29 protein-coding genes and 1 tRNA gene are annotated in these 26,719 nt (G+C 69.4%); 11 read left to right on the forward strand and 19 right to left on the reverse strand.

Going from position 1 to position 26,719, the window contains the following annotated elements; genetic code table 11:
* Positions 1–4 precede the first annotated feature (4 nt).
* Complete coding sequence (locus P3102_RS10195; protein WP_276368475.1) at positions 5–1,144, reverse strand: aldehyde dehydrogenase family protein; 1,140 nt, start codon at positions 1,142–1,144, stop codon at positions 5–7.
* Positions 1,145–1,380: 236 nt separating this feature from the next.
* On the opposite strand from P3102_RS10195, the gene P3102_RS10200 reads away from it, so the two are divergent.
* The gene (locus tag P3102_RS10200; protein WP_276368477.1) at positions 1,381–1,947 is read left to right on the forward strand and encodes a carboxymuconolactone decarboxylase family protein; all 567 of its coding nucleotides are present in this window, start codon (positions 1,381–1,383) and stop codon (positions 1,945–1,947) included.
* 74 nt (positions 1,948–2,021) lie between these two features.
* Here the strand turns inward: P3102_RS10200 and P3102_RS10205 are convergent, their stop codons facing one another.
* Positions 2,022–2,960, reverse strand: coding sequence for a sigma-70 family RNA polymerase sigma factor (locus P3102_RS10205; protein ID WP_276368479.1), 939 nt, complete (start codon positions 2,958–2,960; stop codon positions 2,022–2,024).
* 45 nt (positions 2,961–3,005) lie between these two features.
* Between P3102_RS10205 and dnaG the strand changes: the two genes are divergently transcribed.
* From dnaG to P3102_RS10220, 3 genes are read left to right on the forward strand one after another with little or no spacing between them, the layout of a single operon-like run.
* On the forward strand, positions 3,006–4,910 hold the full coding sequence (gene dnaG, locus P3102_RS10210) for a DNA primase (RefSeq protein ID WP_276368480.1): 1,905 nt from the start codon (positions 3,006–3,008) through the stop codon (positions 4,908–4,910).
* A 2-nt stretch (positions 4,911–4,912) separates the two neighbouring features.
* A complete protein-coding gene (locus tag P3102_RS10215; RefSeq protein ID WP_276368482.1) occupies positions 4,913–5,425 on the forward strand; it encodes a hypothetical protein in 513 nt (170 codons plus the stop codon).
* Positions 5,426–5,458: 33 nt separating this feature from the next.
* A complete protein-coding gene (locus P3102_RS10220; protein ID WP_276368483.1) occupies positions 5,459–6,223 on the forward strand; it encodes a trans-aconitate 2-methyltransferase in 765 nt (254 codons plus the stop codon).
* A gap of 74 nt (positions 6,224–6,297) precedes the next feature.
* Here P3102_RS10220 and P3102_RS10225 read toward each other — a convergent pair whose 3' ends face one another.
* Positions 6,298–6,477 (reverse strand): hypothetical protein, encoded by a 180-nt coding sequence (locus P3102_RS10225; RefSeq protein WP_007031230.1) that lies wholly within the window; start codon positions 6,475–6,477, stop codon positions 6,298–6,300.
* A 163-nt stretch (positions 6,478–6,640) separates the two neighbouring features.
* Here P3102_RS10225 and P3102_RS10230 point away from each other — a divergent pair.
* Positions 6,641–6,713: transfer RNA gene (locus P3102_RS10230), tRNA-Asn, on the forward strand.
* 250 nt (positions 6,714–6,963) lie between these two features.
* On the opposite strand, the gene P3102_RS10235 is transcribed toward P3102_RS10230, so the two are convergent.
* The 6 genes from P3102_RS10235 to P3102_RS10260 all read right to left on the reverse strand — a co-directional run bounded on the left by P3102_RS10235 (position 6,964) and on the right by P3102_RS10260 (position 11,949).
* The gene (locus tag P3102_RS10235; RefSeq protein ID WP_276368485.1) at positions 6,964–7,347 is read right to left on the reverse strand and encodes a helix-turn-helix domain-containing protein; all 384 of its coding nucleotides are present in this window, start codon (positions 7,345–7,347) and stop codon (positions 6,964–6,966) included.
* A gap of 964 nt (positions 7,348–8,311) precedes the next feature.
* Positions 8,312–8,554: an acyl carrier protein gene (locus P3102_RS10240; protein ID WP_276368487.1), complete on the reverse strand. Its 243-nt coding sequence runs from the start codon at positions 8,552–8,554 to the stop codon at positions 8,312–8,314.
* A gap of 387 nt (positions 8,555–8,941) precedes the next feature.
* Complete coding sequence (locus P3102_RS10245) at positions 8,942–9,733, reverse strand: SDR family NAD(P)-dependent oxidoreductase (RefSeq protein ID WP_276368488.1); 792 nt, start codon at positions 9,731–9,733, stop codon at positions 8,942–8,944.
* 87 nt (positions 9,734–9,820) lie between these two features.
* Positions 9,821–10,582, reverse strand: coding sequence for a helix-turn-helix domain-containing protein (locus P3102_RS10250; protein ID WP_276368490.1), 762 nt, complete (start codon positions 10,580–10,582; stop codon positions 9,821–9,823).
* Between the two features lie 365 nt (positions 10,583–10,947).
* Positions 10,948–11,415, reverse strand: coding sequence for a VOC family protein (locus P3102_RS10255; RefSeq protein WP_276368492.1), 468 nt, complete (start codon positions 11,413–11,415; stop codon positions 10,948–10,950).
* A gap of 48 nt (positions 11,416–11,463) precedes the next feature.
* Positions 11,464–11,949 (reverse strand): hypothetical protein, encoded by a 486-nt coding sequence (locus P3102_RS10260; protein ID WP_276368493.1) that lies wholly within the window; start codon positions 11,947–11,949, stop codon positions 11,464–11,466.
* A 42-nt stretch (positions 11,950–11,991) separates the two neighbouring features.
* Between P3102_RS10260 and P3102_RS10265 the strand changes: the two genes are divergently transcribed.
* Complete coding sequence (locus P3102_RS10265) at positions 11,992–12,159, forward strand: hypothetical protein (RefSeq protein WP_276368494.1); 168 nt, start codon at positions 11,992–11,994, stop codon at positions 12,157–12,159.
* 746 nt (positions 12,160–12,905) lie between these two features.
* The gene (locus P3102_RS10270; RefSeq protein WP_276368496.1) at positions 12,906–13,649 is read left to right on the forward strand and encodes a DUF4037 domain-containing protein; all 744 of its coding nucleotides are present in this window, start codon (positions 12,906–12,908) and stop codon (positions 13,647–13,649) included.
* A 140-nt stretch (positions 13,650–13,789) separates the two neighbouring features.
* Here the strand turns inward: P3102_RS10270 and P3102_RS10275 are convergent, their stop codons facing one another.
* The 3 genes from P3102_RS10275 to P3102_RS10285 form a co-directional block, all read right to left on the reverse strand.
* On the reverse strand, positions 13,790–14,263 hold the full coding sequence (locus P3102_RS10275; RefSeq protein WP_276368498.1) for a hypothetical protein: 474 nt from the start codon (positions 14,261–14,263) through the stop codon (positions 13,790–13,792).
* 98 nt (positions 14,264–14,361) lie between these two features.
* Positions 14,362–15,105 (reverse strand): DJ-1/PfpI family protein, encoded by a 744-nt coding sequence (locus P3102_RS10280; protein ID WP_276368499.1) that lies wholly within the window; start codon positions 15,103–15,105, stop codon positions 14,362–14,364.
* Between the two features lie 19 nt (positions 15,106–15,124).
* Complete coding sequence (locus tag P3102_RS10285; RefSeq protein ID WP_276368501.1) at positions 15,125–16,105, reverse strand: DJ-1/PfpI family protein; 981 nt, start codon at positions 16,103–16,105, stop codon at positions 15,125–15,127.
* Between the two features lie 299 nt (positions 16,106–16,404).
* Between P3102_RS10285 and P3102_RS10290 the strand changes: the two genes are divergently transcribed.
* Positions 16,405–16,977, forward strand: a complete 573-nt coding sequence (locus tag P3102_RS10290; RefSeq protein WP_276368502.1) for a sigma-70 family RNA polymerase sigma factor — start codon at positions 16,405–16,407, stop codon at positions 16,975–16,977.
* Between the two features lie 9 nt (positions 16,978–16,986).
* Here P3102_RS10290 and P3102_RS10295 read toward each other — a convergent pair whose 3' ends face one another.
* Positions 16,987–17,217 (reverse strand): hypothetical protein, encoded by a 231-nt coding sequence (locus P3102_RS10295; protein ID WP_276368504.1) that lies wholly within the window; start codon positions 17,215–17,217, stop codon positions 16,987–16,989.
* 220 nt (positions 17,218–17,437) lie between these two features.
* Between P3102_RS10295 and P3102_RS10300 the strand changes: the two genes are divergently transcribed.
* Positions 17,438–17,878: a hypothetical protein gene (locus P3102_RS10300; protein ID WP_276368506.1), complete on the forward strand. Its 441-nt coding sequence runs from the start codon at positions 17,438–17,440 to the stop codon at positions 17,876–17,878.
* 65 nt (positions 17,879–17,943) lie between these two features.
* Positions 17,944–18,162, forward strand: coding sequence for a hypothetical protein (locus P3102_RS10305; RefSeq protein ID WP_276368507.1), 219 nt, complete (start codon positions 17,944–17,946; stop codon positions 18,160–18,162).
* An 8-nt stretch (positions 18,163–18,170) separates the two neighbouring features.
* Here the strand turns inward: P3102_RS10305 and P3102_RS10310 are convergent, their stop codons facing one another.
* Both P3102_RS10310 and P3102_RS10315 read right to left on the reverse strand, forming a co-directional pair.
* Positions 18,171–20,609, reverse strand: a complete 2,439-nt coding sequence (locus P3102_RS10310; protein ID WP_276368509.1) for an NB-ARC domain-containing protein — start codon at positions 20,607–20,609, stop codon at positions 18,171–18,173.
* A gap of 227 nt (positions 20,610–20,836) precedes the next feature.
* The gene (locus P3102_RS10315) at positions 20,837–21,811 is read right to left on the reverse strand and encodes a WYL domain-containing protein (protein WP_276368511.1); all 975 of its coding nucleotides are present in this window, start codon (positions 21,809–21,811) and stop codon (positions 20,837–20,839) included.
* Positions 21,812–21,887: 76 nt separating this feature from the next.
* Here P3102_RS10315 and P3102_RS10320 point away from each other — a divergent pair, with 76 nt between their 5' ends.
* Entirely contained in the window at positions 21,888–22,226 is a 339-nt protein-coding gene (locus P3102_RS10320) for a nuclear transport factor 2 family protein (protein ID WP_276371088.1), read from the forward strand.
* Positions 22,227–22,345: 119 nt separating this feature from the next.
* On the opposite strand, the gene P3102_RS10325 is transcribed toward P3102_RS10320, so the two are convergent.
* The 4 genes from P3102_RS10325 to P3102_RS10340 form a co-directional block, all read right to left on the reverse strand.
* The gene (locus P3102_RS10325; protein WP_276368513.1) at positions 22,346–23,080 is read right to left on the reverse strand and encodes a hypothetical protein; all 735 of its coding nucleotides are present in this window, start codon (positions 23,078–23,080) and stop codon (positions 22,346–22,348) included.
* Between the two features lie 301 nt (positions 23,081–23,381).
* On the reverse strand, positions 23,382–24,803 hold the full coding sequence (locus P3102_RS10330) for an amino acid permease (RefSeq protein ID WP_276368515.1): 1,422 nt from the start codon (positions 24,801–24,803) through the stop codon (positions 23,382–23,384).
* A gap of 87 nt (positions 24,804–24,890) precedes the next feature.
* Positions 24,891–25,562: a DUF2238 domain-containing protein gene (locus P3102_RS10335; protein WP_276368516.1), complete on the reverse strand. Its 672-nt coding sequence runs from the start codon at positions 25,560–25,562 to the stop codon at positions 24,891–24,893.
* A 275-nt stretch (positions 25,563–25,837) separates the two neighbouring features.
* On the reverse strand, positions 25,838–26,617 hold the full coding sequence (locus P3102_RS10340) for an isocitrate lyase/phosphoenolpyruvate mutase family protein (protein ID WP_276368518.1): 780 nt from the start codon (positions 26,615–26,617) through the stop codon (positions 25,838–25,840).
* Between the last annotated feature and the right edge of the window lie 102 nt (positions 26,618–26,719).

The following is a 26,719-nucleotide window of genomic DNA, read 5'->3' on the forward strand; positions in this document are numbered from 1 at the left end:
GCAGTCACCCGACTTCGTGCTCGTTGACCCACACCGTCCCGTATTCGAGCCGCGTCGCGACTTCCACGGCGTGCTCCTCGTCCGTGCCCCACACCGATGCGCGCGAGCCGGGCGTCGTGTCGTTCGCCAGCCCGAGCGCTTCGTCCACTGTGGAGCATCGGATCACCGGCAGCACCGGGCCGCACTGGTCCTCGGCCACCACGCGCATCCCGTCGTGCGCCTCGGCGACGATCGCCGGGGCGAAGAAGTGACCGGGTCCCTCGAGTGGTCCGCCGGTGACGAGCCGAGCGCCGTCCGACCGGGCCGCCTCGGCGAGGCCGGTGACCCGGTCGTACCGCGGCCGGTTGTTCACCGGCCCGAGCTGCGTCCCTGGCGTCCGCCCGTCGCCCACCACGACCTTCGCCGCCAAAGCCGCGAGCGCCTCGACCACGCCGTCATAGGCGGACCCGGCGGCGTAGACCCGTTTGACCGCCACACGAAGCTGCCCGCAATTGGTGAACGCGCTCCAGAACAGGCTTTCCGCGATCTCGGCCGGATCGGTGCCGGGGAGCACGATCGCGGGATCGTTGCCGTCCGGTTCCGGCGGCAGCCGGTTCAGCTCGGGCGCGGCGAGCAGCCACTCGCCGAGTGGCTCCCGGCCGGTGAGCACCGTCAGCACGCCGGGTGGCAGCACCTCCGCCAGCATCCGGCCCAGGTGCACAGTGGTGAGCGGAGTGTGCGGCGACGGTTTGAGCACCACCGTGTCGCCCACGGCGAACGACCGTGCGAGTTGCCTGGCGGCCACTCGCACGGGGAAGCTCCACGGCGTGATCGCGGCGATCGGGCCGTTGCCACCGACCAGCGATCCGGCTCTCGCGCCGGCGAAGCGCCGGAACCACGCGGCGGCCTCGGCGAACTCGTCTTCGGCCTCCCGCAGTGGTTTTCCCTGCTCCTCGGTCAGCACGGGGGCCAGCACCGGCGCGGCCTCCTCGACGACGACCGCGCACGACAGCAGCGCCGCGTGCCGATCCGAGACGCGCCAGGCGGGCCAGGCCCCGACGGCGGCACGTACCGCTTTGTCGACATCGGCCGGGCCGTCGTCCGGGACGGTCGTGATCGGCCGCCCGGTCGCGGGATTCTCGACGGCGAGCCTCGGATGGTCCATGTGTTCCTCCGGGGGAGAGTGCGGAGGGAGCGCCGAAGAGACCGGTGTGACGACATCGGTGGTAGCGAAGGAATCGCTGAGCGTAAGCGTACCTTCGTCGATCGAACGGGGGTTCCGGCGAAAAGGCTAAATCCAGCCCGTCGCGGCCGCGTGGTCCACGTCACCGGAGAGCGCCTGTCACGTCCGCGACGACGGCCTCGTCCAGGAGGTGACCGCAACCGCACGAGGAGGACACCATGCCGCGCATTCCCGCCGTCAAGACCGCCGAAGCCGGCTTCCTGCTGAAGCTGATCTACAAGTTCGCCGGCAAGCGCTTCGGGGCCGTGCCCGAGCCGATGGCCGTCTACGCGCACCACCCGGCACTGCTCCGGGCCAACGGCATGCACGAACTGCTGGCGGAAAAGGCCAGCAAGACGCTGCCGTCGAACGTGCGCGAACTGGCCGTGTACCGCGTCGCGACCCAGCTCGGCTGCACGTGGTGCATCGACTTCGGGACCATGCTGCAGCTGCACGAGGGGCTCGACATCGAACGGCTGAAGAACATCGACGACTACGCGAAGTCGCCCGCCTTCACCGACCAGGAACGGCTCGCGCTCGCGTACGCCGACGCGATGACCGCGAGCCCGGTGACCGTCACCGACGAGCAGGTCGCCGCACTGGAACGCGAGTTCGGCCGCAAGGGCGTCATCGAGCTGACCTACCAGATCGGGCTCGAGAACATGCGTGCCCGGATGAACAGCGCCCTCGACATCACCGCGCAGGGCTTCACTTCGGGCGACGCCTGCAAGATCCCGCTTCCCTGACCTTGCCCACGCAATTCGTCACCTGCTTGCGATGGTTCGGCGCCCGAACCATCGCAAGCAGGTGACGAATTGCGTCAGGGGCCGACGCGGGTCCGCGCGGTGGTGAGCTTGTCCGGGTTCGCCACGTCGTAGATCGCCACGATCTTCCCGTCGCGGATGACGAACGCGTCGACGTGCTCGTCGAGCGCGCGGTAGTCGCCGGAGGCCGCCTGCGGCGGGATGTACAGCCCGAGGTCGCCGTTGACGAGCGCGAGCCTGGCCTGCTCGATCCCGGCCGGGTCGTACCTCCGCATGAGTCCCTGGAACAGCCGGGTGACCTTGTCGAATCCGGCGACCGTCCGCACCGCCGTGCGCGCCTTGCCGCCGCCGTCGCCGACGAGGACGACGTCGGGATGCAGGACCTCCGCCACCGCCTGGATGTCGCCGGTGAGCATCGCGGTCATGAACCTCTCGATGATCCGCTGCTGCTCGGCGAGCGCCGTCCGGGGCGGCGGATCGGCGTCGGCGACCGCCCGGCGCCCACGGGAACCGTGCTGGCGCGCGGCCTCCGGCGTGCAGCCCAGGATGCCGGCGATCTCGCCGAACGGCACCGAAAACGCGTCGTGCAGGACGAACGCGACGCGCTGCTCCGGCGTGAGCCGGTCGAGGACCACCATCGCCGCCATCCGCATCCCGTCGTCGCGGACCGCGACGGTCAGCGGATCCTCCGACGACGGCGTGCCCACCGGGCCGAGGACCGGTTCGGGCAGCCATTCGCCGACGTACCGTTCGCGGCGCACCACCGCGGACCGCAGCCGGTCGAGGCAGATGCGGCTGACGACGGTGGTCAACCAGCCCTTGTGGTCTTCGATGGCCGAACGGCGGCGATCGTCGAGGCCGCTCAGGCGCAGCCACGACTCCTGGACCGCGTCCTCGGCGTCGGACAGCGTGCCGGTGAGCCGGTAGGCGACCGACACCAGATGAGGGCGCAACGCGGTGAAGTTCCCGGCGAGTTCGTCCAGGGCGGTGCTCATTCCCCGAGTGTGCCGCACAGTGCTCCGCGAGGAAGAACTAGAGTGATGAGCGTGGCAGGACGGATTCGGGACAGCGACATCGCGGAGGTGCGCGAGCGCAACCGGATCGACGAGGTCATCGGGGATTACGTGGCCCTCCGCAGCGCCGGCGGTGGCAGCTTGAAAGGGCTTTGCCCGTTCCACAACGAGAAGACCCCGTCGTTCAACGTGCGCCCCACCCACGGCACCTTCCACTGCTTCGGCTGTGGCGAAGGCGGTGACGTGATCAAGTTCATCCAGAAGATGGACCTGATCTCGTTCGTCGAAGCCGTCGAGCGGCTCGCGGATCGCGCGGGGTTCCGGCTGACCTACGAAGGTGGCGGCGGAAGTGTCCAGCGGGATCGCGGCACCCGCGCCCGGCTGATCGAAGCGCACCGCGCGGCCCAGGAGTTCTACGCCGAACAGCTGCTCACCCCGGACGCGCGCGTGGCGAGGGACTTCCTGTCCGAACGGGGTTTCGACGCCGCCGCGGCGCAGACGTTCGGCTGCGGGTACGCGCCGGCCGGCTGGGACAAACTCACCAAACATCTGCTCAACCGCGGGTTCGAGGTCAAGGAGCTGCTCACCGCCGGGCTGGCCAAGGAAGGCCAGCGCGGGCCGATGGACCGGTTCAACCGGCGGCTGCTCTGGCCCATCCGCGACGTCGGCAACGAGGTGGTCGGGTTCGGCGCGCGGCGCCTGTACGACGACGACCGTGTGTCGGCGAAGTACCTGAACACCGCGGAATCGCCGATCTACAAGAAATCGCAGGTCATGTTCGGCCTCGATCTGGCCAAACGCGAAATCGCGAAGCGGCATCAGGTCGTCGTCGTCGAGGGCTACACCGACGTCATGGCGATGCACGCCGCCGGAGTGCCGACGGCCGTGGCGTCGTCGGGCACGGCGTTCGGCGAGGATCACATGAAGGTCCTCCGGCGGTTGATGATGGACGACGACGCCTTCCGCGGCGAAGTGATCTTCACCTTCGACGGTGACGAAGCCGGCCAGAAGGCGGCGTTGAAGGCCTTCGAGGGCGACCAGACCTTCGCCGGGCAGACCTACATCGCGGTCGCCCCCGACGGGATGGACCCCTGCGAACTGCGGCTGGCCAAGGGTGACACCGCCGTGCGCGACCTGGTCGCGCGGCGGACCCCGCTGTTCGAGTTCGCGATCAAGAGCATGCTCAAGGGCTTCGACCTCGACTCCGTCGACGGTCAGGTCGCGGCGCTGCAGAAGACCGTCCCGATGGTCGCGGGCATCAAGGACCGCGCCAGCCGCGACGGCTACGCGTCGAAACTCGCCTGGTGGGTCGGCTGGCAGGACGCGGCGCAGGTGGTGAACCGGGTACGCGGCAGCGCGGGTGCCACGGCGAAGCGCTCCACGACCATCGAGGTCCGGCGGCCCGCCGCCGCGGCCACCACCACCGTCGAAGAGGACCTGCCGAGGCCCGCGCCCGGCGATCCGCGGTTCATCGCGCAACGTGAGGCGCTCAAGGCGGCGCTCCAGCAGCCGATGCTCGCCGGGGCGGAGTACGACGCGCTCCCCGAGGACGCGTTCACCCATCCGGTTTACGTCGCCATCCACAAGGCGCTGCTGTCCGCCGGGGGAGCGGGTTCCGGGCTGACCGGGCCCGCCCTGCTCGACGCGGCCGCCCCGCACTGTCCGCAAGGGACGGTGCGACGGGTGCTCAGCGAACTTTCGGTGGAACCGTTGCGGGCCAAGGGCGAGGTCGACTCGCGCTACATTTCCGCCCAGCTCGCGGCGGTGCAGGAAGGCCTGGTCGGCCGCCAGATCAACGAGATCAAGTCGAAGCTCCAGCGGCTTTCCCCGGTCGAGGCGCCGGACGACTACCGCGCGCTGTTCGGCGACCTCGTCGCGCTCGAGCAGTACCGGAAGGCGCTGAAGGAACAGGCCATCGGCGGATTGGACTGAGCATGGGCTGGCTGCGTCACCTGCTGGGGGACCGTGTCCCGGCGGATTTCGACGGCTCGCTGGACGACGGCGAGCACGTCGTCGGGAGCGCGGCCGTCGAGGGCGGCGGGTACCTGCTGGTGACGGCGCTGGGGCTGTGGATTCCGGGGCCGCGCCGCGTCGGCTGGCATCTGGTCGGCAAGGCCGCGTGGTCGGACGGGGTGCTGACCCTGACCGAATCCGAGGAGATCGGGACCGCGGGGAAGGCCGTGCTGCTGGCCGACAGAACCCCGGTCCGGTTCAGGCTCGGACGGCCGGGCAAGGTCCCGATCCTGGTGCGGCACCGCGTCGACGGCTCGGTCCGCGGGCGGCACCGCAAGGACTTCGGGACCGGCGGGGCGTGGTTCGTCGAGCGCAAGGTCCCCGGCCAGGACGGCACGGTACTGCAGGTGCGGCCCGATCCGGGCACCGACGTCGCGGTGGTCGAGGCGATCGCGGAGGAAGCGGCGGAGAAGCTGGCGAAGCCCCACGGCTAGCAGTACGCTTGTACTGTATCGCTGGGAGGCGCCATGTGGGATCCGGTCAAGTACCTCGACTACGCCGACCTCCGAGCCCGGCCGTTCCACGACCTCGTCGGACGGATCCCGGCCGGGAAACCCCGCCGGGTCGCCGATCTCGGCTGCGGACCCGGCAACCTGACCGCCGGCCTCGCGCGACGCTGGCCGGACGCGATCATCGAAGCGAGCGACAGCTCACCCGAAATGGTCGAAGCCGCACGCTCGCGCGGCGTCGACGCGCAAGTGCTCGACGTCAACGACTGGGTGCCCGAACCGGACACCGACGTGGTCATCTCGAACGCCGTCCTCCAATGGGTCCCGGAGCACCGGGACCTGCTCCGCCGCTGGGTGGACCTCCTGCCGTCCGGGGCGACGCTCGCGTTCCAGGTCCCCGGCAACTTCGACGCCCCGTCACACGCCCTGGTCCGCGCCCTCGCGCGCACCGAGGAATGGGCTTCACGCCTCGCCGACGTGGTCCTGCGGGAGAACGAGGCCGTCGACAGCCCGCTCGGCTACGGGAACCTGCTCGCCGACGCGGGCTGCGCCGTCGACGCCTGGGAGACGACGTACCTGCAGCGGCTGGCGGGGGAGGACGCCGTACTCGAATGGATCACCGGCACCTCGCTGCGACCGGTGAAGGAGGCTCTCACCGGAGCCGGCTGGGACCACTTCCGCGCGCGGGTCGCCCGCGAACTGGACGAGGCCTACCCGCCGCGCCCCGACGGAACCACCTGGTTCGAGTTCCGGCGCGTCTTCGTGGTTGCCACGGTGGGCTGAATCGCTTGGATGCGAAAGGGCCCTCGACCGCGTCTCGCGCGGTCAAAGGCCCTTTCGATTCGTCTCGGGTGCGGTCAGCGCTGAGGCCGCCCGAACCGCTCACCGACCTTGGCGCGAGCGACCCCGGCGGCGCCCTGCACCATGGGGTGGTCCGCGATCTTGCGGTAGGTCCGCACGATCTGCTCGTACCGCCCCCGGCCGGCCTTCGCGCCCAGTACGTAGCCCGCGGCCGCACCCAGCAGGAACATCTTCATCCGAGTCCACGCCTCCGTTCGATCTTGCTCCGGCTGTCATTGTCCCTCAAAACGCGAGCTTGACGAGGTGACCGGACAAAGTGGGGGTGGGTGCACGGCCGTCCGGGGGCATGGGCTAAAGTTCTCTCATCGGTCGGAGCGATCCGGCCGGTACGGAGTACGATCCCCTGTAGCTCAACTGGCAGAGCATTCGGCTGTTAACCGGAGGGTTCTTGGTTCGAGTCCAAGCGGGGGAGCACAAGCCCAGGCCACGCGGCCTGGGCTTCTTCGTGTCCGAGGGCGATCTTGTGTCGATTCTGACGCCTGCCCCCCTCCTAAGGTGAGATCGAGCCGTTCGTCGCCTTCGCTCTTGACTGAGACCCCGTTTGCGCGCCGGATTCGGACACAGAAGAAGCATCCCGCCAACTCGAACCCACCCCTGGCGACGGTCGGCCCCGGGCATGGGCCCCGCCTGGCCGCGCTGCCTTGCCTGAGCCGCCGAAGTACCTACGTGCGCAGCTCGTGGGCGTGTGCGACAGCCCAGTCGGCCAGTGCTGAGACCGGTGTCAACAGTGATCGTCCCAAGGGCGTGAGGTCGTACTCGACGCCGGGCGGAACGGTCGCGTGCACGGTGCGCGCGACGAGATGGTCGTTCTCCAGCGCACGCAGGGTTCTGGTGAGCATGCGTTGGCTGATGCCTTCGATCGCACGGTGCAGTTCGTTGTAGCGGTGCGCCCGGCCGCCGAGCAGGACGATGACCAACAAGCTCCAGCGGTCGCCGAGCCGATCGAAGACGGCGCCGACCGGACAGGAGCCCGGTTCGACGGCCGGCACCGGGCGCGGCAGGTCCTGTGCGAGCACCGAGGGCACACCCGTGTACGTATCGGACATCGAAGTGCCTTCTTTCGTCTGCACGACTGGCCCTTCACGATGATGCCATGACTACGAAGATCGTGATCGTCGCCGGCGGAACCACCGGCATGGGCCGCGCCACCGCGCTCGCTCGTGCGGCCCGAGGCGATCAGGTGACCGTGATCGGCCGAGCACGCCGGGATCTGCCGGCTGCGGTGACGTTCCTGCCGGCGGATCTCTCTTCGGTCGCCGAGGTCGATCGGGTAACCGAGGAAATCGCGAACCGGCACGACCCGAAACGCCTCGTGAGTGGTGACGGCCCGGTCCTGATGCACCGCCTGCCTGGGGCATCAGCGGCTTCCGGCCGGTCAGCCGGTCACCTTGTTCGACAAGCTCGACAAGACCGAGAACAGGGGAAGGGACTGAGGATGGCGAGTGGGTACGGTGTGGACCTTCTTCCGCCGGGTCCGTCGAGGAATCCTGAAGTGGCGGGTTCTCCATAGCTCGAACGGTATTGCCGGGCGCATCTTCGCATCGTCGCTCCCTTGATCGCCCACTGTTCTTGGCCAAGAATCGTCCTATCTGGCCAGGATGGGAGGTGTCGGATGCGAAACCGTGAGTACTGAGATCCATCAAGGACCGCTGTGCGCGAAACAGCCGCACGGTGAGCTCGAAGACCGCGAGTCCGGTGCACAGGATGCCGCCCCCGGCCGCAAGGGCGACGGGGGAAGGGATGCCATCCGTCACCCGCGCCTTGTGACGGCGTGGTCACGTCATCGCAATGCGACCGGACCGAGCCGGAGGCGATGGCCGGGAACATCTTGATCGATGCGCTTCACCAGGACCGGCGCCTGTGCGGCAGTGTGTCCCGCGGCTTCGAGCCGAGCGTGCGGCGAGGTCATCGCAGGCCGCGACGCACGAAGCGGAAAGCCACGCCACCACGTTCCCCGTGTCCAGGACGACCCGGCCGCGGCAAAGGCCGGCCGGGTCGTCCTGTCGCCTGTCAGGAGACGGCTGGTCCGGATTCCGAGCTGCCCGACAGGTCCTTCAGGAATTCATGGCACTGTTTGGCGCGCGCCGAATCCTCCTCCATGACCTTGCGGAAGAAGTCGGCGATGTCCGAGCGACCGGCGTTGTCGGCGTCTCGGACGTACTGCCCGTAGTCGTGACCAGCCTTCAGCGCGTGATACTGAACGGACACGAGGTCGTAGGTGACGTCGTCGAAACCGGTTTCACCTGTGGCCATAGCTCCTCCTGAACTCGGGATTCATGCGACCTGCCAACCACCGCATACCCCGCTCCACGCCGTCGACACCTGTTCCTTCGGAGTTCGAGAAAAGACACCAGGCGGGGCAGCGTGGTGAGTCGTGGGCGCGGCCGGCGGTCGTACCGGCCTGACACCGCGCTGACGGTCCTGAGGTCGGGGAGACTCTCGATCATGCCGAAGCAGGTCCTGGCTGAGTTCCGGCTGACCACCGGACTCCGTCGCCGGCGTGAAGATCAGCTCATGTCGATGAGTGGATCTTCACCGTGTGGGCAGCCGGCAACGGTTGCGCCGCTGTGAGGACGGCCGCCGCGGCCGGGTGGCCGTGGGTCGTTGCTCCTCGCCGGACGTGGCCGATGGGCGAGGGTGTCAGCGTTTGTAGCGCTGGCCTGCGGCGAGCTGGCCGGTGACCTTGTCGCCGCCCATGCGGCGCTGGACGGCGGCGGCCAGGCTGGGCGCGGTGCCGCCGATCAGGGCGGCCAGGCGCAGGCCCAGTGACGCCACGTCCACCTCCGCGAGATTGTGCTCGACGGCGCGCGCGGTCGCGCGCGCCACGTCCTGCGGTGACCGGGTGCCGACCCCGCGGGGCAGGGTCGCGCCGGAGTCGGCGAACATGCCCGCGTCCCGGATGAAGCCGGGGAACACCGTGGAGACACCGACGTTGTGCGGTCGCATGTCCTCGCGGAGCGCGAGGGCGAAGCCGCGCATCCCGAACTTGGTGGCGTTGTAGAGGGATGCTTGCCCGGACGCGGTCTTCCCGGACAGTGAGGAAATGAAGACCAGGTGACCGCGGCCGCGGGCGGCCATGCGTTCCCCGGCCAGCTTCGCCATCACGATGGGCGCGCGGAGGTTGACCTCCAGCGCGCGGTCGATCTCGCCGAGGGAGTAGTCGGCGAGCAGGCCCGTCGCCGGCAGCGCGGCGTTGGCTACGAGCACGTCGATCTCGCCCGCGGTGTTCAGCAGTTCTTCGATCGCGTCCCGGTCGGCCAGATCGGCGGGGATGGCCCGGCCGCCCAGTCTTTCGGCCAGCGGTTCGAGCAGGCCGGTACGGCGCCCGGTGAGCACCACCTCGCCGCCACGGGCGGTCAGTTCGACCGCCAGCGCCTGCCCGATCCCGCCGGTGGCGCCTGTCACCAGCACCTTCGCGCCGTACAACTCCATGTCACACACTCCTGTCCTGGGTGCCGTCCTCCTCCGTCGCCGGGATACCGGCGGCGGGGGCCCTGGGCCCGGCTCACTCTCGCGTGCTCACGGAAGCGGGTCTTGGAGAAATGTTCCCCAGGCGATCTTGTCCACCGCCAGCCACACCTGGCCTGCCGCGGCCGCCGGAGTCACGCCGCTGAACGCCAGGACGTCCCGATGCAGATGGGATTGGTCGGCATACCCGCCTTCCGCCGCGACCCTGGCCGCGTCTCCGCCCGCGGCCAGGCCGCGGGCCGCGTGGTCGAAGCGGACCAGCCTCGCGGCGCGCTTGGGAGGCACGCCGATCTGCGACCGGAATCTGGACCACAGGCGCTTACGGCTCCAACCGACCTCGGCCGCCAGTTCCTCGACCCGCGCCCGGCCACGGCTGACGGCGATCCGGTCCCAGACCCAGGCCACCTCGGGATCCACCGACGGCCCCGTCTCGCGTCGGCGGACGAGCACAGCGTCCGCCAAGGCGAAACGGTCCTGCCACGACGAGGCTTCGCCGAGCCGCTCCCGGATCCGTGCCGCGTCCCGGCCCCATAGGTCGTCGAGGGCCACCACCGCCCGGCCCGGTTCCGCCGACCCGGCACCCAGCACGGTGTACGCGACCACGGGGGACAGACGCACCTGCACGCACTCGACGTTCCCACCCCGCACCCGAACTCCGCCGAACGCGAGCCTGGCCACCAGGCTTCCGCGCTGCCCCCGGCCATTGTCCACCACGAGCGGGCCGTCACCGAACTCCAAGACCAGCGTGACGGCCGGGTGCGGGACCGCGCGCACGTCGACCGGGCCCACGCCCCGACTGCGGAAACCTGCCATGCTGACCCCCCTCACCAGGCTGGGCCTGCATGGCCGCGCGACTTCCCACCCAGCCACAGCCCCATACCCGCCCGCGGTCGCTCGCATGACCCCATGCTACGAGCGCTCCGCGCGGAATTGCGTCGAGTGAAAGGCGTTGAGGTCGTTGGCTTGTGGGTGGGAGTGGGGCGCTCGGGGCGAGCTGCCTCCCGGATCGGCGCGGACGGAGCTGCGCGAAGGCGTACTCCTTCTCCACTCCGAGGACGCCGTGCTGGATGCGATGGTGTCCGGCTGGGAGAAGCAACAGCGCGGTGGACGGCGGCTTCAGCGAGAACCCGTCGACGCCCGTACGAGCGTGGTGCGTAGGGCCATCCCCCGCTTGTTGTTCAGTGGGGGAACAAGCTGCCGGTGCTGAGCAAGTCGGTTCCGCGACGGGTGATCTCCTCCGCCGACAGGTCCTCGGTATGGGTCAGAAAGACCCAGACGTGTCCGAAGGGGTCTTTCAGCATGGCCGACCGGGCTCCGTAGAACATATCGGTCGGCGGCTGGAGCAGCGTGGCGCCCGCGCGGACGGCTTGGTCGGTGAACGCGTCCACGTCATCGACATAGACATGCAGACCCACCGTCGAGCCACCCGCGGCATCGGGAGCTTTGAAGGGTTCATCGGCGTCACCGACCATGATGGTCGAGCCCTTGATGCTGACCTCGGCATGAATGATGGTGCCTTCCGGGTCGGCGATACGGAACAGTTCGTGCCCACCGAACGCCTTGGTGTAGAACCGAATCGCCTCGGCGGCGCCGTCCACCATGAGGTGCGGAATGGCGGCATGGCGGTAACGATCGGGAACGTTCATTTCATGGAGTCCTTTCCGAGCACGCTTCGACCCATCCAACGTAAAACCTCAACCACACTCGAAGTCAAGTGGACTTTCCGTTACGACGGCTACGCTACCTGTCCGTGTGACCTCGACCATGCTTGAACTTGTGGCGTCGCCTGCATCTACGTGAGAATGCTCGAAGGGATCAGGATGCGAATCAGCACAACCTTGCCCAGGACGCAGGCCGGCGTGCCCGACATCGCGATGGCACGCCACCTTGAGGATCTCGGCTACGACGCGGTCGGCGTGGCGGGCGGCGATCTGGACGTCGCGCAGGCTCGACGCCGGCGTCGAGCCTACCGGAGCCGGCGCCACCGCGGGGAAGGTGACGCCGTCGGCCCGGCCGGATCTTCCTGACTTCCTCATCGCCGGGTCACTCAAGGATCGGCGATCGTCTTTCCCCTGGGGCGGTCGTGGCGTGCGGAGTGCCGTTTTGCCGCCGATGCAGAAGTTGTCGGTCGTCTCGGCGCCGTGGATGGCGGCGATGCCGCCGAAGGTGATGATCCGCACGGGCCGGGTTTCGCCCTCCGACCGAAGAGGCGTCGACATCGTATGACGGGCGGCTCCGAGGGCGACCGGTTCGTCCGCGACGCCGGCCTGGCGATGGCTCTCACCGTCGCCGAGGTCGCGCGATCCGGGGAGATCCGGGCACGGCTGATCGCCAGGGTGGGTTCAGTCGTCCGGGACGCGAAGTGTCAGGACGACGACGTGACCTCTTGAGGGATACGGCAAAGGTGTCATGTGGGTGGCAAGTCCGTGAAGGCCTCCTTGAGGGACCCAGGGTCCCTCAAGGAGGCCTTCACGGACCAGCAAACCGTTGATGCGGTGCATATACCTCAGAGCGGCATCGACAGCAGGAAACGTCCTTTGTGGAGGGTAAGGAGCGTCGGGACTCACTTGCTGGCCCGCTGTGCCGCTGATCCCTGCATGTCATGTTCGCCTTAACCCCTCGATAGACCGGCGAAGGTGAGGCCGGGGACCGCCAGCGCCGCGGCACCCAACAGGTTCCCGGTCCGCGAATCATGCATAACGGTGGGTGCCGGTCGTGTCAAGACGAACACCACTGGATCGAGGCGCCCTGCTGGGCCGCCCGCGCCTGAGAATATTGACTGGCCGTCATCCGTCTTTGCTGCCACGGTGGCGGACGTGACGCGATCCTTCCTGCCAGGACTCGAGCTGTCCCGACTGTTCTACATCGAGGTCGTCGCTCCGATCTTGGAGAACGCGCTCGACGACGTGCCGTACTCGGCGGCGTTGATCGGCTGGGGTTCGGAGGTGCAGGGTTTCGACACGGTGCGCTCCATCGATCACGCCTGGGGCCCGCGGATGCGGCTTTTCCTGGACAGCGAACACTTTCGTGCCCTCGGCGACGATCTGGACGCCTGCTCGACCGCGAACTGCCGGTCGAGTTCCGCGGTTACCCGGTCCGCTTCGCCTTCCCGACGGGTGCGCCGGCCCGGCATTGGGTGGACGTCACGGATCTGCGAGGCTTCTTCACCGAACAGCTCGGCGCCGAGCCGGACGGCGGCCTGCCGGTTTCGGCCTGGCTGACGGTGCCGGCGCAAGTCCTGCGTGAACTGACCGGTGGCGCGGTCTTCCACGACGGGGTCGGCCTGCTGAAGCCTTACCGGGAGCACCTCGCCTGGTTTCCCGACGATGTGTGGCGCTACGTCTTGGCTTGCCAATGGATGCGCTTGTCCCAGGAGGAGCCGTTCGTCGGCCGCTGCGGCGAAGTCGGCGACGACCTGGGCTCGGCCGTGGTCACCGCGCGCCAGGTGCGTGACGTGATGAGGCTGTGCCTGTTGCTGAATCGGGTGTATCCGCCGTACAGCAAGTGGCTGGGCACCGCGTTCGCGGCGCTGCCCTGCGCCCGGGAACTGACTCCTTCTCTCTCCGGCGCGCTGGCCGCGCGAAGCTGGCAGGAGAGGGAACGGCATCTTTCTCCGGCCTACGAGATCACCGCGGGGCTGCACAACGATCTCGGTCTCACCGCGCCGCTGGAGGTGTCGGTCCGGTACTTCCACGACCGGCCGTTCCGGGTCCTCGACGCTTCCCGGTTCACCGACGCGCGTGTCTCGACCATCAGCGACCCAGCCGTCAGGGCGCTGCCGCCGGTCGGTGCGATCGACCAGTACGTCGACAGCACCGATGTGACCGACCGAGGGAACGCGGCCCTGCGCCGTCGCTATGTCGCGGGCCCCGCACTTTGACCGCGACCTCGTCCGCGCCGGCGAAAAGCCGGGACTCCCGTGGTGATCAGGGGCTGGACGCCGCGCTCGGGGTCGGGATCGCCGCGTTCTGCGAGCCGGACCGCGGCCGGCCGAACGGCTGCCGGCCATCTTGCCGGTGGCTAAATCGGCGGCTGCTGCGTCGGCGGATTCGACTGCGGGTTGGGCTGTGGGTGGCCGGGCTGGCCGTGTTCGGGCTGCGGGCTCGGGAAACCCGGCTGTGCGGCCATCGGGTGATTGCCCGGCCCTGGGTACGGCGCGACGGCCGGTTGCCGGGGCGTCCGGCCGGTTTTGAGGACCGCGATCGCGACCAGAAGCCAGGAGAGCAGCGCCGCGACGTCGAGTGGGATGCCGACACCCATGAAGATCAAGCGGATTTCGTCCGCGGTGAGCTCGTCGGACACGACCCAGGACGACAGGTTCGCCACCACGAACTGCCAGATGATGCTCGCCACCGTGGCGACGAGCATGATGGCGAAAGCGGCCACCATCAGGCCGGAGACTCCCTTGGCGCGTCCCTTGATCGAAAAGGTCAGGCCGAGGACTCCCACCACGAGCAGCAATACCCGGGGAACGGCCTCGATGATCGTGTACATGAGGTCTGACCTGCCTTGCCTTCCACCGCTCTCGGCCGGGAAATGAGACTCCCGTTCCACACCGTGGTGATCCTATGCGGTGAAGCCACCTCTGCGGGCTACTCCTGCGAATCGGCGAGCAGTTTCAGTGCGAGCGCCTTGAGTTCCGGGCTCGCCGTCGCGGCGTCGCCGGAGTCGAAGGGCGGTCGCGGGTCGTATTCGACGGCGAGCTGGATACCGCGGGCGGTTTCCTCGTTCGCCAGCAGGGACGCGAGGTGGAGTGCGAGGTCGATGCCGGCGGAAACGCCTGCGGCGGTGACGATCTTGCCGACCTGAACGTACCGCTCGGGTACGTAGCGCACGCCGAAGGTCTTTTCCAGATAATCCGCCGACGCCCAGTACGTGGTGGCCCGTTCGCGGAGCAGCCCGGCCGCGCCGAGGATCAATGATCCGGTGCACACCGACGTGGTCCAGGTCGTGTGCCGGTGGATGCGGCGGATCCAGTCGAGCAGCACGCGGTTCTCCATGGCGGCGATCGTGCCGCGGTTGCCGGCGCCGGGAACCAGCAGCACGTCCAGCCGGTTCACCTCGGCCACCGAACGTTCCGCCAGCACCGCGACGTCGCGGGTGTCCGTGCGCACCGGGCCGCGGTGCTCGGCGATCATCGTCACCGTCGCGCCGGGAAGCCGGGACAGCACCTCGGCCGGGCCGGTCGGATCGAGCAGGCTGAAGCCGTCGTAGAGCAGGATGCCGATCCGCGGTCCTCGGGTCTCCGCTTGAGCCGTACCGGGGGCGAGGCCGAACGCCGCGGCCGCCGCGACGCCGGTCAGTACGGTTCTGCGCGTGGTCTTCGCACTGTTCATGCCGCGAATTCTGGGGTGGTCAGGTCCCGATGGGTCGCGGCATGTCCGTCATCCTGCGAAGTGTGTCCCCGGTGAGCCCGTAGTGATGGCGGAACGCCGTTCGCAGGGTTTCCACCGAGGCGAACCCGCACCGCCGCGCGACCGCGGACATCGGCAACGCGGTGGACCGCACCAGGTGGACGGCGGCTTCGGTCCGGGCCGCTCGCACCGCGCGGGCCGGGGTCCTGCCCAGATGCGTGCCGAACAGACGGTTGAGGTGCCGGGTGGTGACACCGGCTCGCGCGGCCAGCGCCGACGGGCTGAGGTCTTCGGCGAGGTGCGCGGCTATGTACGCCAGCAGATCCCGCACGACCCGGTTGCCCGGCGGCGGGGCGGCCAGGAACGTGCTGATCTGCGCTTGATCGGCCGGGCGGTGCAGATACGTCACCAGCTCACGGGCGACCTCGCGGGCCAGTGTCGGACCGTGGTCGTCCTCGATCAGCGCGAGCGTGAGATCCAGCGCGCTGATCACCCCGGCCGAGGTGAAGACGTTGCCGTCGCGAAGGTAGAGCGGGGCGGGATCCACCGTCACCGCGGGGAAAGTCGCGGCGAGCAACTCGCCGTAGCCCCAATGCGTGGTGACCCGCCGGTCGTCGAGCAGTCCGGCGGCCGCCAGCACGAACGTGCCCGTGCACACCGAGGCGACCCGCCTGCTTCCTTCGGCCAGTCGGCGCACCTGCGTCAGCAGGCGCTCGTCCGCCGCGGCCGTCTTCGTTCCCGCTCCGCCGACCACGAGCATCGTGTCGATCCGCCCGGAGACCTCGGCCAGCCGCCGCGCACCGGCGAGCATGATCCCCGACGAACTCCGGGTGATCCGCCCGTCGACCGTGGCCAGCTCGACGGCATAGGGCGGTGTGGCGCCGTGCGAGCTCGCGATCTCCAACGCCCCGCTGGGACAGGCCACGTCAAGAATCTGCGCGTCGTCGAACGCGACGATCACCACCCGGCGCGCCGGCTTCATCCCCGATCCCACAAGGAGAAACTACGCGCGCCCCGGCCGGAGAAGAAACGCGCGATCGCTTCCGCAGCGCGCCACGTCCGACTCACCGCTCAAGTACAGGAAGGCCTCCTTCCTTGCGCCTGGGTACCGGAAGGGGGCCTTCCTGTACTCGGCACGGGGCGCGCCGGGGGGACGCAACGCGCACAGACGGACCGGAAGAACCCGCCGCCGGTGAGTTCTGCCGGTCCTTCCGCATGGTCGCGGGCTGCTCCGGACGGTGGAATCGAGGCCAAGGACGCCAACTAGTCAGGGAGGTCGGCGTGGCAGGCCACCGCGATACTCAGGTGACCTCGCTGGCGGACAGGGCGCCGTCGGCCGAGGGAAACGCTTTCGTGGCGGCGTTGCACGCCGAGCACCGGGACCATCTGCTCCGCTTCACCCGCGGCCTGCTGCCCACCGATCCGCATCGGGCCGAGGACGTCGTGCAAGAGTGCTTGTTCCGCGCGTGGCGCAACAGCGAGACGCTGATCGAGAAGCGTATCCCGCCGCGGCCGTGGCTGTTCAGGGTCGCCCGCAACCTCATCGTCGACTGGGCCCGCCGCGACAAGGCCCGTCCGGTGGTGTTCGGGGACGACGACTTCGACCTGCTGCCGGGCGACACCGACTTCGCCGACGAGGTCGTCGAGCGGTGTGTCGTGGAGCAGAGTTTGGCTCAGCTGACGCCCATCCAGCGCGAAGCACTCGACGAGGTCTACCGGCGCGACCGCACCCGGCAGCGTGCCGCCGCGAGTATCGGTGTGCCGGTGGGGACGGTCAAGTCCCGGGTGCATCACGCGACGATCGCCATGACCGAGGTGCTGGCCTGCAGCGGGGTCACCGCCGCGGGCTGGTGACCGGCGGGCTCAAGCCGATTCGGGCATCGCGACGCCGAGCCCGGCGGCCAGTTCGTGCCCCATCTTCCTGGCGAGCGGCGTCTCGTACCGGGCGCATTCGGCGAGGGCGTGCACCCGGTGCGCCCTGGCCTCGGCCGGTTTCCCGGCGGCCTCGGCCAGACGGTTCGCCGTGAAGAGGAGGTCGCCGCGTAGGTGCTGCGTCTTCGCCACCGCGAAGGCCGCGTCATGCCGGCGGAACACCTGATCTCGATCAGGGCGGGATCGCCGTGGCCGACGCGGTACTGGATGCGCTGGCGGCCGGATTCGGGGCAGAGGCCGTGGACGGCGATTTCGGGTGGGAGCTCGGGGGACATCGTCTTGAGGGCCGTGCAACACCGGTTCGAGGCCCTGGAGACGGACTGGATCGCGAGACTGGAAGTGCTGGGCGGCGAAACCCAGGCCTGTCGGCAGGAGGTACCCGGTGACCACAGCGGAAGAGTTCATCCTCGCCAGGGTGTTCGACGTCGTCCACCCCGAAACGGGCCCGGGATTCGAGCCCGGCCATCCGCGCGTCGAGGACCCGGAGGAACTGCGGGCACTCGTCGCGTACCTGGCCGGCGGCACTCCGGTCCTGTCCACGCCGTCCTTGCTGGACGACGTCGTCGACCGGGACCGGACGGCGGCCGTGCCGTCGAACTTCCTCACCGACGGGACCTGGATCTGGACCGACACCGTCACCTACTACCTGGAACACCACGGACTGGCGCCGGAACCGGGCCTGCTCGGCCACCTCCGCGCGCAGGGGCCGTCGGCGAGGCCGGTGCCGCCGGACGTCGTCGGCCGCGCGGCCGGCTTCCTGCTCCAGCCGGCGGCCGCCGGGGACTTTCCTTCCGGCCGTTCTGCCGGTGGTTGTTCCTGGTGACCGGGACGCGGGTGCCGTTTACTGGTTCCAGAGTCGCAGAAACCGCTCAACACCAAGGAGTTGACGTGTCGCTACGAATCCGAGGTCGCCAAGATCGCCCCGCCCGGTCCGCGGAGGACATGGTGGCCGTCTACGTCTCCCGCGACGACATCGCGGCCGCCGGAGCGCCGAGGGCCGGCGGAGCCGAGACCATCGCCGAATTCGCCCCCGTGCCCCGCTACACCATCCAGGACGTCCTGCTCGGGCACATCACCTGGGAAGAACTGACCCGTGCCTCCGCCTGACCGGACGGCTACGAGGCGTTGAGACGTTCGGCCAGCTTCTCCCGGAGCCTGCCGCCTTCGGACCGGCCGAGCCGATCGCAAAGACCCATCGCGCGTTCCCGGTCGGCGCGCGCCGCCGCCGGATCGCCCATCTCCTCCGCCAGCGCCGCCCTGTCGCAGAGCGTGTCGATCTGAGCCTGGGTCAGCCCGATGCGTTCGTAGAGTCCCTCGGCCTCGGACAGGCGGCGACGCGCGTTCGCGTGGTCGCCCCGGCGGCGCAGGAACCGTCCGGTCTGCTGGAGCGCGCGGGCCTGGCCCATGGCCGCGCCGTGCAGGCGGAACAGGCCGAGGGCCGTCTCGCACTGGGTGAGCGCCCGATCGAACGAGTCGAGTGCGGCCAGGTTCTGGGCCGAACGCAGCAGCATGTACGCGTAGTTGGTGTCGTCCACTGGAGTACGCGAGCCGCCGTGCTCCTGCGAGAAGTAGCGGACACAGACGTCGAACTCCTCGGCGGCGTCGTCGAACCGGCCGTTCCGGTACCAGTACGAAGCCCGCATCGTCCGCGCGATGTGGACCCCGAGCGGATAGCCCGCCTCTTCGAACAGGCGCGTCGCTTCGTCGAACAGCTTGGGCGACGTGGAGCGGCCGGCGTCGCGGACTTGGGCGTTGGTCAGGTACACCCGTGCCCAGCCCTGTTCACGGCGGTCGCCCGCCTCCACCGCGGCGTCCCAGGCCAGCTCGGCCATCCGGGCGGACTCTTCCGCCTGGTCGCCCAGGGAAGCCTGCACCCAGGACAGATAGTTCCGGTGCACCGCCTCGTCCCGTTTGCTGCCGAGCGCGATGGCCGCGTCCACGGCGAGCCCGAACACGTCGTACCAGGTACTGGCGTCACCGCCGATCTCCGAGTACCAGTGCATGGCCTCGGCCAGGTCGAGGACCTGGCGGTGTTCCCCGCGAGCGGCGACGCTCTTGACCGAAGCGAGCCAGTTCTCCAGTTCCACTTCGAGCCATCTGCCCGCTCCGGAGTGATCATCGAACGACGGCGTCGCGACCGGGGCCGGGCTGACCCCGTCGGTCGGGTGGAAGTAGCGGCCCGCCGCCGTCGCGGTGCGCACCAGCCAAGCGGCCAGCCGGTTCTCCGCCGCCTCGACGAATTCAGCGCTCTCCTCGCGGGCGAGCCGTTCGGTCGCGAACACCCGCAGCAGGTCGTGGAACTGGTACCGGCCGTTCTCCCGTGCCGTCTGCAGCAGGCTCGCGTCGGCCAGTTCCTCCAGGAAGACGGCGGCGTCGTCCTCCTCGGAGGCTTCGATGAGCGTCATCGCGGCCCCCACGGAGAAGTCCGCCGCGGGGACGAGCGACAGCCGCCGGAACACCGCGGCGGCGTTCGGACTGAGCTGGCGGTACGACAGTTCGAACACGGAGCGTACGTCGAGATCGCCGGCGGTGAGCGTGGTCAATCTCCTGCTGCGGTCCCGGAGCTGGTCCACCAGCCGCGACAGCGGCCAGGTCGGGCGGCTCGCCAGCCGGTTGCCCGCGATGCGCAGGGCCAGCGGCAGCCGTCCGCACAGTTCGACCAGCTCCAGCGCGGCCCGCCGCTCCCGCTTGACCCGGCCCGCCCCGATGATGGTCGACAGCAAGGTCACCGCGTCGTCCTCGCCGAACACGTCGAGGGGGAGCCTGCTCGCGCCTTCCAAGCCCACCAGCATCTGACGGCCGGTGATCAGGGTGAGACACCGCGGTCCGCCGACCAGCAGCGGACGGATCTGGGCCTCGTCCGCCGCGTCGTCCAGGACGATCAGGGTGGCCCGGTCCAGCAGGAGGGAGCGGCACAGGCCGGCCCGATCCTCCGCGTCGGCCGGGATGCGGACGGCGTCGACGCCCAGCGAGCGCAGGATCTGGTGCAGTACGTCCGCCGGGTTCGCCGGTTCGGCCGACATGCCGCGCAGCTTCAGGAAGAGCCTGCCGTCGGGGAACTCCTCGGCGAGGTCGTGCGCCACCCGGACGGCGAGCGTGGTCTTGCCGGTGCCGGGAGGTCCACTCAGGATCGCGACCCGCCCCGACCGGCGTCCGCCGTCGCGCAGATCCGCGGAAAGCGCGCGCAACGCGTCGAGAACGCCTTCGCGTCCGGTGAGGTCGTCGACGTCCGTCGGCAGCAGGCCGATCAACGGTGATTCGTAGATCCCCGACGGCGCGGGCACCGGGACGGGGACCGGCTGGGCGCGCCCCTGCCTCGCGACCTTCTGCAGGCCCGTGAGCTCCTCGTCGGTCAACGACAGCGGCGCGGCGAGTGCTTCGATCGTCCGGCGTTGCGGGCTTTTGGCGATGCCGCGTTCCATGTCGCTGATGGCACGGACACTCACACCGGACCCTTCGGCGAGCTCCTCCTGCGTGAGCCCGGCGCGAACGCGGTAACCCTTCAGCAGCGCCTTGAAGGTGGTGGCTGCCCTGCCCAAGGCGGCGTTCGTCATAGGCCGAATTATCCATCCCCACCCGGACGGCTCAACTTGACGTCGGTCTCACCGGCGCGACAGGTTACGGCCGCGACAACGCCGTGTTGACAACGATTCCGCGCTCCGGAAGTCGTACGTGCTCAGGCGGATCCGGTACGTTTCGAGGCCCTCGCTCCGTGTCGCGGAAGCAACTTCCGCGACACCGCCGTTGAGACGGGGAGTCCTCGCCTGGCACGCGACCGGTGTCAGGACGGCTCCTCGTAGCGGCTGGTGATCGCGGCGGCGCGGTCGCGCAGGGAGGTGCGCAACCACGGCGGGGTCAGGGCTTCGGCGTCCGTGGAGAGCCGCCACAACGCCCATTCCGCGTGCCGCGTGTCCTGGAAGGTCACCTCCAGGCGCAGCCTGCCGTCCTCGTCGGTCTCCTCCGTGAGGACGGCCAGCGCGGTGCCCACCAGCTCTTCCCGCCGCCCCGGGGCCACCCGCACCAGCACGGCGACCTGGTCCCCGCCGGTCCGGAACCGCGTGCTGCGCTCCTGCCAGGCCCGGTCCAGGTCGACCCGGTCCGGTCGTTGCGCCGGTTCGGGAAGTTCCTCGGCGGCCCGCAGCCGGGACAGCCGGTAGGTGCGGTCCTCACCGGCTCTCGTGGCCAGCAGGTAACCCCGGTCCCGGACGGTGACCAGGCCGATCGGGTCCACCGTGCGCCACCGCGCCGTCCGCCCCGTCGCCGCGTAGTGGATGCGCAGCTTGTGCCCGGCGAACACCGCGCGCCGGACCTCGGCCACGATCGCGTCGGACACCTCCTCGGCGGCCTCCCGGCGGGAAAGGAGGTCGATCTCCGGGTCGACGAGCAGGCGCCGGGCCGCGCCCGCCGCGGTGTCCCGCTGGCCTTCCGGCAGCGCGTCGATCACCTTGAGCATGGCGGAGGCGAGCGCCGAGCCGAGGCCGAACGCCTGCGCGCCGCGCCGTGATCCGGCGATCAGCAGCGCGAGCGCCTCGTCGTGGTTCAGCCCGGTGAGCTCGGTCCGGAAGCCGGGCAGCAACGCGAAACCGCCGTGCCTGCCACGTTCGGCGTAGACCGGGACACCCGCCGCGGACAACGCCTCGATGTCGCGCAGCACCGTGCGGGTGGAGACCCCCAGTTCGCGGGCGAGCGTGGTCGCGGACAACCGGCCGCGGTGCCGCAGCAGCAGCACCAGCGAGACCAGCCGGTCGGCGCGCATGGGAAAACCCTAGCGGAATACGCGACACAGGATGTCGTGATTCCCTGCGAGGCTCATCCGCATGACAAGCAGGACTGTGGCCACCGAGCCGAACGATCTGGGCAGATTCTTCATCGAGCGAGGCAACGCGGGTGATGTCGACGGACTGGTGGCGTTGTACGAACCGGACGCCGTGCTGGCGTTCCCGCCGGGCAACGTCGCGACCGGGCACGCGGAGATCCGCAAGGTGTACGAGGAGTTCGTCGCGGCCGCGCCGGAACTCCTGCCGGGCAGGCAGCATCCGGCGCTGGCGGCAGGCGACCTGGCGCTGACGGCGTCCACGCTGACCACCGGTGAGACGACCATCGAGGTCGCCCGCCGTCAGCCGGACGGATCCTGGCTCTGGGCGCTGGACCAGCCGGTGTTCCTGCCGTAGGGAAAGGGCGGGACGCCTTTGCCGGCTGAAGCCCGTGCAGGACTCCTTGAGAGACCCTGGGTCCCTCAAGGAGTCCTTCACGGACCGGTGGTACCGCCCCAGCCGGGCAGGCCACGGCGTCAGAGCGTGCAGTTCCTGGCCGAACCCGTGTTCACCTTGGTGCCGGTGAACTCCTCGATGATCGCGACGTTCTCCGGGGCGTAGTTCTTGGCGACGATCTTGGCCACGTCCGCACTGCCGAGCTTCGCGGCGTGAGGCGCGGACTGGTCCAGCCAATAGGCCGTCCGGAGGAACTCGATGAGGACGAATTCGCGCAATGCGGGCTGGGCCTTGATCTTGGCCCAGTAATCGGGATGATTCGTCTTGGCGACACGCAGGTAGAGTTGGAGGTAGCGCAGATTCGTGGCCGCGATGTCACGGGCATTGCTCGCGCCCACGCCCTGGATGTACTCGGCGACGACGGTCGCGGCGGGCAAGCCCATGAGCCCGGCGTTGAGTTCCGCGATGACCCCTTGCATCCGGTACGACCCCTGCTGCTGGTCCCGCAGGTAGATGTCGTCCATCGAACGCGTGAGATCGTCCGTGATGAGCGGCAGGATTTCGCGGCGCGGGAAGCCGCCGTGGATGGGCACCTTCATCGCCTTGCGCGAAGCGTCGATCCACGCGGAGACGTAGACGTCCCAGGAGGTTCTCGACGGATCCAGGTCCCACATGTGGGTCTCTTCGTGGATCGCCACCATCAGGGATTCGGCGAGCGCGTTGAAGCTGGTCTTGGTGACGAACTGGCTGAAGTACTTGTCCTTGGCCTGTGCGATCGCGAGACCTTCACCGCTGGGCCAGCGCCGCTTGTACACGGCTTGGATCGTCTGAAGCCATTTCGTGGACTGGAAACCGGCTTTTATGTCACTGACGTCGGCTTTCGGTTGTACGGGTTCTTCGTAACAGAAGGGGGCCCGGGCGGGTTCCGTCTCTCGAGCGGTGGCTGAGGCGGGGAATGCGGTGAGGGACAGGACGAGGCACGCGGTCAGCACGGTAATGCCATATCGGCGCATAAGGACCTCGGTTCACGGGTAGGGTTTTCCGTGGGTCGGACGGAAGTGTCCCCTACCGATCACCGTCACTTCAATGACCCGGCGCGTACTACGGCTGTACAGGCTAGGAATTATGGCGGCGAACGGGCGAATCCGCGGCCAGCCGGGATCGGCGCATGCTGTAACCGAAGTAGATCAGCAGGCCCAACGCCATCCAGCCGGCGAAGACGATCCAGGTCGCGACGTCGAGGCTGAGCATCATGTACCCGCAGCACAGTACCCCGAGGACGGGCGTGACGGGGGAGAACGGCACGCGGAACGAGCGCGGCGCCTCCGGTTGCCGCTTGCGCAGCAGCAGGACGGCGACGTTCACCAGCCCGAAGGCGAACAGCGTGCCGATGCTGGTGGCGTCGGCCAGCTTCCCGAGCGGGATGAACGCGGCCAGCGTCGCGACGAAACCCGAGACCACCAGGGTGTTGATCCGAGGAGTGCCGGTCCTGGGATCCACTTTGGACAGCGCGGCGGGGACGAGGCCGTCGCGGGACATCGAGTACAGGATGCGCGTCTGTCCGTAGAGGACGGTCAGCACGACGCTGGAGATCGCCACGATGGCGCCGACGGCCAGCAGCCCGGCCCACAGCGGGTTGTCGGACACGGCACCGAGCACGTGGGAGAGCGCGGCCTCCTGGCCGTCGAACTCCTGCCACGGCAGCGCGCCCACGGCCGCCACGGCGACCAGGCAGTACAACACGGTGACGATCGCGAGCGAGAGCAGGATGGCCCTCGGCAGATCCCGTTGCGGGTTCTTGGCCTCCTCGCCCGCCGTGGAGGCCGCGTCGAAACCGATGTAGGAGAAGAACAGTTTCGCGGCACCGGCGCTCAACCCGGCCAGGCCGAGCGGCAGGAACGGGGCGAAGTTCGCCGCCCGGACCGCGGAGAACGCGATCGCGCAGAACAGCACCAGCGTGCCGACCTTGACCACGACCATGATCGCGTTGGCCCGCGCGCTCTCCTTCGCGCCGGACAGCAACAGGACCATGGCGAGCAGCACGACGACGATGGCCGGGACGTTGACGATCCCGCCCGAGCCCGGTGGCTGGCTGAAGGCGTCGGGGATGGCGAAACCGAACGTCAGCCGCAGCAACTCGTTGAGGTACTGCCCCCAGCCGACGGCCACCGACGCCACCGAGACGCCGTACTCGAGCACCAGGCACCAGCCACACACCCAGGCGACCAGTTCGCCGAGCGTGGCGTAGGCGTAGGAGTAGGACGAACCGGACACCGGGATCATCCCGGCGAGTTCGGCGTAGGAGAGCGCCGAGAACAGCGCGGTGATCCCGGCGAGCACGAACGACAGCACGACCGCGGGGCCCGCCACGGGGACCGCTTCGCCGAGCACGACGAAGATCCCGCTGCCCAGCGTCGCGCCGATGCTGAGCATGGTCAGCTGCCCGAGTCCGAGGGAGCGCTTCAGCGTGCCGTGATCACTGTCGGCGATCAGATCGGCGACCGGTTTCCGCCGCACCGCCGCGGCTCGCAAAGTCATGCCGAGGACCGTAGCCGTCGTGCCCCGGCCGGGTCGCAGCAGCTCGTTGCCGGGTTACCTGGATTACAGGTGATTCGTTGCCCGCCTTCACCGACGCGCGGCGTCACGCGGGTCTCCCTCCTCGCGAGAGCCGCCCCCACCCGCGCGATCACCCGAAAGCTGCCGATCGTGCACCCGGCGCCAGAGCAGCAGGGAGAGCATCGCGCCGCACAGGCAGAGGAACATGTCCCATTGGGTGTCCCAGACATCCCCCTGGGTGCCGAGGAAATCGTCCGCGCCCGAACCGGCGACGAGCGCGCTGAACCATTCCACGAACTCGAAACCGGCGGCGATCGTCACGCAGACGCAGAGGGTCAGGAACGCGACCCAGGCGCCGGGCCGCAGCGGGGTCCGGCGCAGCAGCACTTCGCGTACGGCGATCGCCGGGACGAAACCCTGGACGACGTGGGCGAACCGGTCGTAGTTGTTCCGCTGGGTGCCCAGCCAGTTCTGCGCCCATTCCCCGGCCGGGGTCTCCGCGTAGGTGTACTGGCCGCCGTAACACAGCACGATCGCGTGCAGCACCAGCAGCCAGCACAGCAAGCGGGTCAAGGGAAAGCGTTTGCGCAGGGCCACCACCAGCGGCAACCCGATCAGCACCCAGACGACTTCCAGCAGCCAGGTGCCGGGGGACCTGGCCTGGACACCGGTCACCACGAGCACCGCGACGACCACGCCGGCCAGCAGGAATCCTTCGGTCCGGCCGACTCCGCGCACCATGCGGAAACCCTACAGCGGCACGCGGACCACCGCCGGTTCGTGAGTGACGGGACGACACGCGTGATCGGCTGGACCACACGCGTGATCCGGCGGCCGGCCTGTGCGCGGCCGGGTCCCGCCGCGAGCCGTCCGCCCGATCACGCGTGCGCGCCCTCCGGTCACGCGTGTCGTCCAGCCAGACACGCGAAGCCGCCGGCAGGGAGGCGAACACCGGGCCCAGCGCGGCACCCTTGCCTTGCCTTGCCTTGCCTTGCCTTGCCAGGGGAGTATCGGGCTCAGTTCAGCTTGCGCATGTCGGCGGGCAGGCCGCCACCGGCGTAGACGTCCTCGGCGAGCTTCGCCAGCGCGGTGAGCGCGACGTTCTGGGCGAACGGCCCGTAAGACACCCGGGAGACGCCGAGTTTCCGCGCGGTGTCCAGCGGGATCGAGCCAGGCACGCCGATCAGGTTCACCTTGCGCTCGCCCAGTGCCTCGACCAGCTTCGCGACCTGGGTCTCGTCGAGCTTGCCGGGCACGAAGACGTTCGACGCGCCGGCGTCCAGGTACGCGCGGCCCCGGGTGATCGCCTCGGCCAGCACCTCCTCGGGGTCGCGGTCGCCCGCCCGGAGGAAGGCGTCGGTGCGGGCGTTGAGCACGAAGTCGATCCCGGCGGACTGGGCGGCGGCGACCGCGGCCTCGACGGCCTTGACGGACTCGTCCAGCGGTTTCATCTGGTCTTCGAGGTTGCAGCCGACGGCGCCGACCTCGATCGCGCGGGCGACGGTGCCGCCCGGATCGCCGTACCCCGCTTCCAGGTCGGCGGTGACCGGCAGATCACCCGCCGACCGGACGATCAAGGCGACCTCGGCGATCATCTCGTCGCGGGGGATCTTCTCGCCGTCGGGGTAGCCGCGGGAGGCGGCGATGCCGTGGCTGGGGGTGGCGAGCGCCTGCGTGCCGGGCGTTTCGGCGACGACCTTCGCGGTGATCGCGTCCCAGACGTTGACGACGAGCAGCAGTTCGGGGGCGGCGTGCAATTGCTGCAGCCGGGTGGCCTTCTCGGCAGTGGAAACCATGCGTTCAATCTAGAGGGCGCCGCAAGACGGGGACACTCATGGTGCCGCGGTTGGGGGTGCCGAGCCCGCCCGTCGTGAGTGGACCTCCGGAGTGAGTCGGCC

Origin of the sequence: Amycolatopsis sp. QT-25, assembly GCF_029369745.1 — a bacterium.
Lineage (GTDB): Bacteria > Actinomycetota > Actinomycetes > Mycobacteriales > Pseudonocardiaceae > Amycolatopsis.